The sequence below is a fragment of the Nostocoides jenkinsii Ben 74 genome (assembly GCF_001046875.1).
Lineage (GTDB): Bacteria > Actinomycetota > Actinomycetes > Actinomycetales > Dermatophilaceae > Nostocoides_A > Nostocoides_A jenkinsii.
This window is the reverse complement of sequence record NZ_HF571038.1, coordinates 3,734,236-3,744,649: the sequence shown is the minus strand read 5'-3', so window position 1 is coordinate 3,744,649 and position 10,414 is coordinate 3,734,236. Positions and strand designations below refer to the sequence as shown.

Annotated in this window: 11 protein-coding genes and 1 other RNA gene; 3 read left to right on the top strand and 9 right to left on the bottom strand. The window is 67.8% G+C overall.

The window, feature by feature from the left end:
• Positions 1–63 precede the first annotated feature (63 nt).
• The 5 genes from BN13_RS17870 to BN13_RS17850 all read right to left on the bottom strand — a co-directional run bounded on the left by BN13_RS17870 (position 64) and on the right by BN13_RS17850 (position 4,300).
• Positions 64–1,617, bottom strand: a complete 1,554-nt coding sequence (locus tag BN13_RS17870) for an IS1634 family transposase (protein ID WP_048548557.1) — start codon at positions 1,615–1,617, stop codon at positions 64–66.
• Positions 1,618–1,969: 352 nt separating this feature from the next.
• Entirely contained in the window at positions 1,970–2,917 is a 948-nt protein-coding gene (locus tag BN13_RS17865) for a zinc metalloprotease (RefSeq protein ID WP_053079847.1), read from the bottom strand.
• A gap of 127 nt (positions 2,918–3,044) precedes the next feature.
• Positions 3,045–3,335, bottom strand: a complete 291-nt coding sequence (locus BN13_RS17860; RefSeq protein ID WP_048548555.1) for a DUF3039 domain-containing protein — start codon at positions 3,333–3,335, stop codon at positions 3,045–3,047.
• A gap of 46 nt (positions 3,336–3,381) precedes the next feature.
• Complete coding sequence (locus BN13_RS17855; RefSeq protein WP_048548553.1) at positions 3,382–3,942, bottom strand: YqgE/AlgH family protein; 561 nt, start codon at positions 3,940–3,942, stop codon at positions 3,382–3,384.
• A 4-nt stretch (positions 3,943–3,946) separates the two neighbouring features.
• Positions 3,947–4,300 (bottom strand): VanZ family protein, encoded by a 354-nt coding sequence (locus BN13_RS17850; protein WP_157038676.1) that lies wholly within the window; start codon positions 4,298–4,300, stop codon positions 3,947–3,949.
• Between the two features lie 106 nt (positions 4,301–4,406).
• On the opposite strand from BN13_RS17850, the gene BN13_RS17845 reads away from it, so the two are divergent.
• Positions 4,407–5,666: an SIMPL domain-containing protein gene (locus BN13_RS17845; RefSeq protein ID WP_048548549.1), complete on the top strand. Its 1,260-nt coding sequence runs from the start codon at positions 4,407–4,409 to the stop codon at positions 5,664–5,666.
• A 7-nt stretch (positions 5,667–5,673) separates the two neighbouring features.
• Complete coding sequence (locus BN13_RS17840; protein ID WP_048548548.1) at positions 5,674–6,291, top strand: hypothetical protein; 618 nt, start codon at positions 5,674–5,676, stop codon at positions 6,289–6,291.
• Between the two features lie 135 nt (positions 6,292–6,426).
• Here the strand turns inward: BN13_RS17840 and ssrA are convergent.
• The 4 genes from ssrA to BN13_RS17825 form a co-directional block, all read right to left on the bottom strand.
• Positions 6,427–6,793, bottom strand: a transfer-messenger RNA (tmRNA) gene (gene ssrA, locus BN13_RS18960).
• Between the two features lie 126 nt (positions 6,794–6,919).
• A complete protein-coding gene (locus BN13_RS17835) occupies positions 6,920–8,947 on the bottom strand; it encodes a DUF2207 domain-containing protein (RefSeq protein WP_235434111.1) in 2,028 nt (675 codons plus the stop codon).
• Positions 8,944–9,414: an SsrA-binding protein SmpB gene (smpB, locus tag BN13_RS17830; RefSeq protein WP_048548547.1), complete on the bottom strand. Its 471-nt coding sequence runs from the start codon at positions 9,412–9,414 to the stop codon at positions 8,944–8,946. The genes BN13_RS17835 and smpB overlap by 4 nt, the downstream gene beginning before the upstream one ends.
• Positions 9,415–9,449: 35 nt before the next feature.
• Complete coding sequence (locus BN13_RS17825; protein WP_053079846.1) at positions 9,450–9,791, bottom strand: M23 family metallopeptidase; 342 nt, start codon at positions 9,789–9,791, stop codon at positions 9,450–9,452.
• Positions 9,792–9,820: 29 nt separating this feature from the next.
• On the opposite strand from BN13_RS17825, the gene BN13_RS19830 reads away from it, so the two are divergent.
• A partial coding sequence (locus BN13_RS19830) for a hypothetical protein (protein ID WP_048548545.1) occupies positions 9,821–10,414 on the top strand: 594 nt, incomplete at its 3' end.

Here is a 10,414-nt window from a genome sequence, read left to right as displayed (position 1 = left end):
CACCCACCTCCATCGCCGCACCGGCCCCCTCCTGGCTCGGGCTGTGACCCGAGTCGTGCCAATTTAGTGTGTCGCGGGATCGTGGCCGGTGGCGGTGAGGATGTCGCGGGCGGTGTCGGTGAGTGGGTCGGCCGCTGTGTAGGGGTGGCCGCCGATGGTGAGGGTGATCTGCTGGATCGGGCGGAGCGCGCGCACGACCTTCTTGATGCTCATCCCGGTCTGGTCTTGAAGCCGCCGGGAGATGGCCAGCGCGGCGAACACGATGGTCAGGTGGGCCTCGATCGCGTCCTTGGTGTGGTGGAAGATCGGCCGGGCACGTAGGTCGCTCTTGGACATCCGGAACGACGCCTCGACCTGCCAGAGGTCGTGGTACGAGCCGATGACCTCACCCGCGGGCATCAGCTCGGTGGGGATGTTGGTGACGTAGCCCTTCAGGCCCTCGAGCCGGCGCGCCCGGGCCAGTGACGCCTCATCCAGGGTGCGGGCGCCGTTGCTGGTCTTGACGAACCGGGGTGTGCGGGCGGCCTTCTCGCCGGCGACGACGGCCTTGGCCCGGTTCTCCTGCAGGGTCAGCGTCTTGGAGTCCCTGGCTGCGCGTTTCGCGGAGTACGCCCACACGGCCCGCCACGACCCGTCGTGCTCGCCGGGCGCCCACACCGGTTCGGCCCGCAGCGCGGGGTCGTTGTCGGTGTTGCGACCCCGGCGTGGGGTGAGGGTGTCGATGACCTGACCGTCGGTGAACGCGTCTCCGTGCCAGCGGAAGTGCGAGGCCAGGTCGATCGGGGCCTTGGTCACCCGCGAGCCCACGATGAACCTCAGCTTCGCCTCGTCGAGCTCACGCAGGTTCGCAGAGGACAGCATCCCCGCGTCGGCGACCACGACCATGCCCTCGATGCTGTGCCGGGCGGCAAACGCGGTGACGATCGGGATGATCGTGGCCTTCTCGGCCTTGTTGCCCTCAAAGCAGCCGACCTGCAGGGGGAACCCGTTCCGGTCCACCAGGAGCCCGACCAGGACCTGGGGGTCGACCCGGCGTTCCTTGGAGTAGCCGACCTTGCGCAGGGCGTCCTCATCCTCAGCCTCGAAGTACAACGTCGTCACGTCATACAACACCAGCGACAGATCCCCTGCGGTGGAGGCGTGTTCGTAACAAGCGGCTGCCAAGGTGTCGCGGTACCCGCGAGCCTGGCAGCGTTTCAACGACCGGAACATCGTGCGCAGCGACGCGTGCTCGACCCCGATCTCCTCCAAGACCCGCAGCGAGTCCGCCTTGGACGTCGGCTCGACGATCCTGGCCAGGACCATCTGCTCGAACGCGTCGTCACCCACCGCGTGAAACCCCAGCTCGCGGTAGCCGCCAGTGAGGACCTGCCACAGCAGCGCGCACCGCTTGCCGGTGATCACCCCATGCCCGAACGGGCCCGCTGGCAGCGTCAACTCCAGCTCGCCCTGGCCCGGGTGCACCCGTGCCCGCGCGACCTCGAGCAGGGCGACCAGCTCCGCCGGCGTGCGTGCCGAGCCCACGTGCTCAATCACGCTGTCGCGGTCCCCAACTCGCTCGGCGATCTGCACCGCTGTGGCCCCCGAGGCGGTCGGGACCTTCCGCACAAACACCACGACCAACGACCCTACCGGCCCGATTAGTGTGTCAACCCCCACCGGGGCAAGCCGCTGACCAGCGCAAATACTCGCCGCGAACCCAATTCACGCCACAGTGGCACGAGTCAGGTGATCCGGGCCAACACCGCCATCTCGCTGCGCACCCACCTCCATCGCCGCACCGGCCCCCTCCTGGCTCGGGCTGTGACGGAGACCGCCTGACGCGGGACGCCAACACACGCGACGACGGACACCGAAGCTCCGACACACGACCGCGCCCCCACCGCCGAAGCGATGGGGGCGCGGTCATAGTGATCCCTGACCGGTGATCTCAGACCACTGATCTCAGACCGGGATCAGCCGAATGGCATCAGCCGCGGTAGGTGTTCCACATGGCCTTCATGCGCGCCTTCTGACCGGCCGTGAACATGTTCATGCACGAGTCGTAGGTGTAGTCCATGAAGTTGTGGATCGGGTCCATCCCCGGCGCGGGGCAGGTGTTCCGACCGGTCGGGCACTGGAAGGCGGGGCTGGCCTCGGCCGGGGTGTCCTTGACCATGTCACCCGGGTTGTTGCAGCCGCCCTGGAAGGTGTGCCACAGACCCATCCAGTGGCCCACCTCGTGGGTGGCGGTGTCGCCGAGGTTGTAGTTCGTGGCCGAACCGCCCGGCAGGGAGGCGTTGAGCAGGACGACGCCGTCCATCTTGTCGGAGGCGTTGCCGTCGAACGGGAAGGTCGCCCAGCCGAGCAGCCCGCCGCCGAGGTTGGCGGTGTAGACGTTTAGGGCGTCAGTGCCGCCCTGGCGCAGCGCCGTCTTCATCGCCGACTCCGCGGGAGAGTCGGGCGAGACGTTGTACCAGCTGGAGTTGTTGACGCGCTTGACGCCCATCAACTTGAACGTGAACCCGGCGCTCTTGAACGCGTTGTTCAGAACGGCCATCTGCTTGTTGATCCGAGTCGAGGTCACATTGCCCGTGCTACCGGACGTGATGACATTGAAGTAGACCTTGACCGTCGCGGCGGGAGCTTGGCGACCGAGCTTGTCCAGAACGCGACCGTTGGCGTCGACGTGGAGGCCCTTCTTGGCCATGGCGTTGGCGAACATCCGCTCGGCGGCGGCGACCTCGGCAGCGCTGGCGGAGTTGGGGTCGGCGGCGTGGCTGCCCTTGGCAAGGCGGGCGGACGAGCCGCTCACGCAGGCCTGGCTCGCGCCGGAGTCCGTGGCCCCGATGGCCTTGGCGTTGGCCGGCAGGGCTCCCATACCCAGTGCCAGCAAGGCGGCGCCCGGAACGGCGACGGCGAGACGAAGACGTGACATGTCTGTGGTGTTCCTTTCAGTTCCCCTCGACGGTTCCCCAGGGGGACCGTATGGCGTACCGAACCTAACCGAAAGGCTCCCGATTTGGGACCAGATTCGCGGAATAACTTGGATTCCTGCTGGTCAGCTACTCCTCGCCGTCCTGAGGAGCGCGCAGTCCGTCGTAGATCTCCTTGCAGATCGGGCACACGGGGAACTTGTTGGGATCGCGGCCAGGCACCCACACCTTGCCGCACAGCGCAACGACCGGCTCGCCCGACAGCGCCGACTCCAGGATCTTCTCCTTGCGCACATAGTGGGAGAAGCGCTCGTGATCACCGGGCTCCTGGACCTGCGGGAGCGTCTCCGCGCGTTCGAGAACGGAGGTCGCGGTCGAGGGGCCGCCAGGCTCGCCGGGCGGTGGCTGGTCGAGGCTCATGACCGGCCATCCTAGTTCGCCGAGCCCGGATCAATTCAGCCCTCGGTCAATTCAGGCTGGGGTCGTCCGGATAGGTCGCCATCCAGCCGAGGGGGCCGGGCTGGCGGGCCAGCACCCGACTCCACAACGCGGGTCCCGCCTCGTGCAGCACGTCGCCCGGTCGTCGGTCCACGACAAACCAACTCCCAGAAGTGATTTCTCCCTCCAGTTGTCCGGCCGACCACCCGGCATACCCAACGAAGACGCGCATCGCCGACACCTGGTTGGTGACCACCTCGGGATCGGCGTCGAGATCGACGAGGCCAAGATCGCCATACAAGCGCGCGACGCCGGTGTCCCCGCGGCCCTCGACCAGGGCGGCCACCCCGAGGGCCGAGTCGGTCTGCACGGGACCGCCGAAGTAGGCGTGCGGATCATCGAGGACCGGCTCCGACCACGTCGGCAAGAGCGCGGAGACCAGCGTGTCGAGGGGTTGACCGAGGATGATCCCCTGAGCCCCGTCCTCGCCGTGATGCAGCAGCAACACGACACTACGGCGAAAAACTCCCTCGCTGATCTCCGGAGTCGCGACCAGGAGCTTCCCCGTCAAGTCCGCATGCCCGGTCATGTCCCTATCCTCCCGTATGCCGCGCCAGCCGTCCCGCGATCCACGTCGCCACCGCGATCCCCAGCGCGTCGGCGAGCAGGTCATAGACCGACCCGGACCGTGTCGAGAGGAACAGCCCCTGGATGACCTCGGTGAGCGCGGCATACGTCAGCATCCCGGCGACGAAGCCGCGGCGTGACGCCCGCGCGAGCAGACCTAACAGGGTCGGGGCGGCGAAGATCGCGAAGTGCACGACCTTGTCGATCTGCGGAATCGGCAGGGGCGGGCCGGATGAGGGCGTGAACACGGCATACGCATTGGCCAGGAGCGCGGCCACCGTCAAGAAGACCAGCACCCGCTGAGGGACGCGAGCAAGCACGAGTGACGCCTAGAGATCGGGGAAACGAGGTTTGCACCAATGTGCCTCACCCGAGCCTCCGGACCGAAATCCGCGCCGAGGCGGCCTAGGCCTTACCGTGCCCGCCATGACGGCATTCATCGACAGCGTTGGATCGGGCTCCGCGGCCGGGGTCCCCGACGTCATCACTCTTGACGTGTCGGCCCGGGCCATCGGGCCAAGCGTGGCCGAGGCGCTGGGCGACGCCGACGCGGCCGCTCGGCGGATCATCGGCGCCGCGAGCGAAGCGGGCCTGCCTGCCCGGGATCGCCAGACGACCGGTGGTCGGGTGGTGCCGGTGTATGACCGTGAGGGCCGCCCGACCGCGGACTTTCAGGCGACGACCTCGTTGCGTCTGCGCGTGCGGCAACCAGACCGGGCCGGGACGTTGATCACGACCTTGGCCGAGGCGGCCGGCGACCACTTCGTCCTGGAGAACCTTTCGAGCACCATCGGGGACGACCTGCACCTGGCGGAGCAGGCCCGCGAGGACGCCTTCCGCGATTCCCGCGCCCGAGCCTCGCAATGGGCGAGCCTGGCTCATCTCACCCTCGGCCGGGCGCACACGGTGATCGAGTGCGGTGCTCTCGACGCACCACGACAGGGTGGCTTCTTGCGCGCGGCCGCGAAGGAGTATGCCGGGACCCCCGTCGAGAGCGGCGAATCCGTCATCCCGGCGAGCGTTTCGATTCGCTGGGAGGTGGGCACTACCCTGCCGCCCATGGATGCTTTCGTGGAGATGACCGGCACCGGCACGGCGTCGGCCGCCCCCGACGTCGTCGCGCTGGACCTCGGCGTGCGCTGCCCCGGTGACACCGTGGCGACCGCACTCGGCGAGGCGGACGACAAGATGGCCGCCATCGTCGCTGCCGCTCGCGACGCTGGGGTGGCCGGCCGGGACCTGCAGACCACCGGCGCGAGCGTCTATCCGCAGTACGACAACCAGGGTGTGAAGGTCGTCGGCTATATCGCGGGCCAGTCCCTGCGTCTGCGCGTCCGTGATCGCGACCAGGTCGGTCCACTCATCACGGCCTTTTCGACCGCGGCGGGCAACAGCCTGACGATCGACAACATTGCCGTGCAGCTCAGTGAACCGGGCACGCTCCTCTCGACCGCTCGGGACAATGCCTTCGCCGACGCCAAGGCAAAGGCGCATCAGTATGCCGTGCTCGCCGGCCGCGAACTCGGCAAGGTCGTCTTCCTCATCGACTCCCCCTCCGGTGCTCCCGTGGTGCCGATGGCGTCGATGCGCATGGACCAGGCCATGGCCGTCTCCGGCGGGATGCCGGTCGAGGCTGGCGAGAACAGCGTGACCGCCTCGGTGGTCGTTCGCTGGGCCTGGGCCTGACGGCCTGATGTCCGCTCTGGACGCCCTCGGTTGGGCCGGATCGGCGCTGCTGATCGTCTCGGTCATGCAGACCCGCATCCTGCGGCTGCGCTGGCTGAATCTCGTCGCCACCCTCATCCTGCTGGTGTTCAACGCCGGCATCGAGGTCTGGCCGATGGTTGCGATGAACGCCGTGTTGGCCGCGATCAACATCTGGTTCATCGTGAAGCTGCTGCGCGAGGAGGGGACGTCCGCCTATGCGGTGCTGCCGGTCCGGGGCGACGACACCTACTTGCAGCATTTCCTGAGGATCTCGGCGGCCGACATCGCGAAGTTCTTCCCTGACTTCCGCCCCGAGGCGAGCGCGGGTCGATCGGCCTTCCTCGTCCAGCACGGCAACGAGACGGCCGGAGTCATCATCGGCCGGGACACCGGCGACGGCGTCGGCCAGATCGAACTCGACTATGTGACCCGGGCCTTCCGGGACTTCTCCCCCGGCGAATATGTCTTCCAGACCAGCGATGCCCTGCGGACTGCCGGGTGGAATCGGGTCCTGACCGCACCCGGGATGGTGGCGCCGTACTACGAACGGTTGGGCTTCCGGCGCGACGGCGATCGCTTCGCCTTCGACCTACCGTCCGCCTGACGGGACAGGACCTGCCGGACTCGACCGGGACCACTGCGACCGCGACTGGGACGGAGCCAACTCCGATCAGCGATGGGTCGGCCCACGTCACGCGGCGTCGCCGCGCGAGGTGGTTCACCCCGGCATACGGGGCGTTCGTGGAGGTGGCGGGAATCGAACCCGCGTCCACTGACGATGAACCAGGACTTCTCCGGGTGCAGTGCGCTCTGGATTTTCTCGGCCCCGGGGCTCGCGCGCACACGTTCCCCGACAGGCTCAGTCGGATTAGAGTCCCACGCCTCCCCCCGACGAGGGACGCGCAGCAAGATCTCTAGATGACGCTGGTGACTATGCCGAGATCACGCATAGGCCAACGGACTTCGGGCTCGCTCAGGCGGCGAGGGCGAAGTCGGTGCGCTTGGAGTTGGCACCTATTGGTTTGCACGGAGCGTTGACGAGATAACCGTGCGTCCTCGACCCGCTTCCCCTGGATGACCGACCAATGTCGAAACCGATCACCCCCGAGATGTGGGCAGACCCATCGCTGTGGAGTTGTCAAACCGTCGCTGACGCGCCGGATGCACTAGTATGCCGCGCAACGCCGCCGTCCCCAAGTTCATTCCCGAGGTGGTCGGCTACCAGGCGTCAGCTACCAAGTGCCTCCGGAGGAACCGGAGCCACCGCCGCCGGAGAACCCGCCACCCCCGAATCCCCCACCGAATCCGCCTCCGCCGCCGTCGAAGACGGACGTGCCTGACGAACCCGGCGTCGAGATAAAGGTGCCGGCGGCCTGAGTCGAGAACGAGTCGGCACCGGTGGCGATCCCGTCGAAGAACCCACCGGTCCCCCAGCTGGGTCCGACGTACCAGATCGGCGGGGCGATGGTCACGCCCGCCGCGGCCGCCGCCGCGGCGACCTCGTCAAACGTCTTCGCCCACTTGTCGGCCACCCCGAAGACGATGGCGTAGGGCAGGTAGCGCGAGAAGATGTCCTGCGCTTCCTCGAAGCGGATCTGGTTGGCCTCGGCGGTAACGAGATATTGCTTGAAGCCCAGTGACTGGGTCAGGACCGCGGTGCCTTCGGCCGTGCGCGAGGCCATCCGCTTGCCGAGGGCGCGGACGATGAGCCCGCTGACGAACAGCCCACCGGCGAGGATGCCGGTGCCCGAGATCGGAACGCCGGGTATGGGGCGCACCGCGGCCGGGACGACCGTCCCGAGGAAGAACAGCGAGATAACGCCAAGCAGCATCAGCGCAGCCCCGAAGCCACCCCAGGCGTCCCGCTGGGACCGCGGCGAGCTGCGGAACCAGCCGCGTCGGACGACCTCGTTGTACATCGACCCCTTCACCGAGGCCAGGGTCGACGCAAAGGTGTTCTTGAGGTCGCTCAGGCGAACCGAATCACCCTGGGCAAAGAGCGCCTCGACCAACATTTCCTCATACGTGCTCAACGCAACGGCATGAGCCGGGGGCGCGGAGCGGGTCAGCATCCAGTCGGTGCGACCGAAGCGCTTCTGCGTCTCCGCGATGGACAGATAGCCGCGGACGGCGAGATCGAGGATTGTGGCGGTGACGTCGACGGTGTTGGCTTCCTCGTCGATCAGCGTGCCGACCATGCCCGGCTGCACGCCAGGTGGCGGGTTGAACTGGACGGCGATCGTGCCCGGGCGCGACTGGCGGACGGTCGGGCTGGACTCGCCGGCCCCGGGCGACAGACCGGGGGTCAGCCCGGCATACGCCTCGTCGCGACCGCGCGTCCACACGAGCATCGACATCGCGGCCGCAGCCAGCAGCGGCAGGAATACCCCGATCCCGGCAAAGAGCCGACCAAGGAGTTGCGCGGCGGCGGGCGAGATGTCGGAGTTGTCGGCATAGGTCGGGTCTTCGTTGGCCGTCGAATCGGAGACCAGGTCGGGAGTCAGGTCGCCGAAGGCCGCGCGGTCCATGGACAGCGCGACGGTCATCGCCTCGCCCGGGGCCAGACCGCTGTGACTGAAGGTCGACGGGTCGCCAAGGGTGCTGTCGCACAACGAATCCGAACCCACCTGGCCGTAGTTGCAGCCGACGCGCAACACCGTCCCGGGCGACGTGACCCGGGCCGTCACCTTGTCGTAGGTCTGCTCGTTGGCCGCACCCACAACGTCGTGCACGAACTCGGCATGCGTGGCATCGATCTCGTTGACGATGTGGGCCATGGTGTAGGCGATGACATAGGTCTGCGTGCCGGTGACGGTCTCCTCCGGACTGCCGATGCGCAGATGGACGTAGGCGCCGTAGTCGCTCTCACTGACGTCGGCCGGCGCCCCCGTCGGCGACGAGACCTCGAGATCGGTGAGTTGGTAGTAGTGGTAGACGTCGTCGCGATTCTGATACCCGGCCCGCACCCGGATGTCGCGGGTGATCCCGTGGCGCTCCTGCCCCTCGGGGAAGACCTGGGTCAGGGTCTCGGTGATCCGTGCAGACCCATCCTCGGCCAGGGCGATGTCCACTTGATAGTCCCCGACCACCTCCCCGTCGGCGGCAACGAACCCTGCCGCCGCGGCCTGACCGAAGTGCGCGGCGGCAACATTGCGCGCTGCAGCAGGGCCGGCCAGGCCGATCCCCAGCGCGGCCAGCAGCATCAGGAGTGTCGCGAACAGGGGTATGCCGCGCGGCATACGACCAAGGGAGCGACTCACTCGCGCTCCCGGGAGTGCAGGATGCGGGCCGTCTCGCGGGCATCTTGCCGCTCGCGCAGGGCGTGCCGCTTGTCGTATTCCTTCTTGCCCTTGGCGAGGCCGATCTCGACCTTGGCGCGACCGTCAGAGAAATAGAGCGACAGCGGGACGATGGTTTTGCCGGACTCCCGCGTGGCGGCAAGCAGTTTGTCCAACTCCAGCCGGTTGAGCAGCAGCTTGCGCCGCCGCCGGGGAGTGTGGTTGGTCCACGTGCCCGAGGAGTACTCGGGAATATGCACGCCCTCGAGCCAGAGCTCGTCACCGTAGAACACCGCATAGCCGTCGACAAGGGAGGCCCGTCCCATCCGCAGGGACTTGACCTCGGTCCCCATCAGCGCGATGCCGGCCTCATAAGTGGACTCGATGTGGTAGTCGTGTCGCGCCTTGCGATTGCTCGCGATCAGCTTGCGCCCGGTTTCCTTCGCCACGCGCCTACGCTACCCGGCCGCACCGACAACCTGACTCAGAGCCAGTTGCGCGGATCGACCGGCGTTCCGTTCTCGCGGGTCTCAAAATGCAGGTGGCAGCCGGTGGAGAGGCCTGTCGTGCCGACATAGCCCACGAGCTGACCGCGCCGGATCGATCCGCCATAGTCAACGATCTGCGACATGTGGTTGTAGGTCGTGGCGAGCGACACCCCGCGCTGGATGCCGTGGGAGATGACCACCTGATTGCCATAGCCACCGCCCCAGCCCGCGCTGACGATCGTGCCATCGGCGGCGGCATAGATCGGGGTGCCGCAACCGGCGGCATAGTCGCGGCCGCTGTGCAGGCGCCAGTAGTGCAAGATCGGGTGCCAACGCAAGCCGAACTCCGAGGAGATCCATCCCGCCGATGGCGCGGACAGGAAGCCGCCGGAGGCCGGCGGGGCGGGGCCGCCGCCGCAGCCTCTGCCGCCGCCTGCTGCTTCCCGATGTCGGCGAGCTTGGCCGTGAGGGCATCCGAGTCGGCCTTCAGGTCAACGAGCCGCTGCTTCTCCTTGGCTGCTTCGGCGTCAAGCTTGTCCGCCGCCGCCGCCTGCTCGGCGATCAACGACTCCAACTCGGCCTGTGCGGCTTCGGCCTGCCCCTGAGCGGCCTTGGCCGCCGCTGCGGCAGCTTCGGTCTCGCGCTGGAGCTGGGCAACCTTGTCGCGGGCCGCCTGGAGTCGAGCCTGCTTGGCCGTCAGATCGGCAGTCGAGGCGGAGAGCTGCTCGATGGCTCCCTGCTGAATGTCCGCGACGTTGTCGGCCATCGCCATCCGGTCGGCCAGATCCTGCGCGTCGCTGGCTCCCAGGGTGAGAGAGAACGAGCCCATCCCCTGCTCCTGATAGAGCTGGGCCGCGAATCCGTCCACCTCGTCACGGGTGTCGGCCAACTCGGCGGACGTTGCCTCCAGGTCATCATTGGCCTTCGCCTCGGCGGCCCGAGCCGCCTGCAGGTCGGCGAT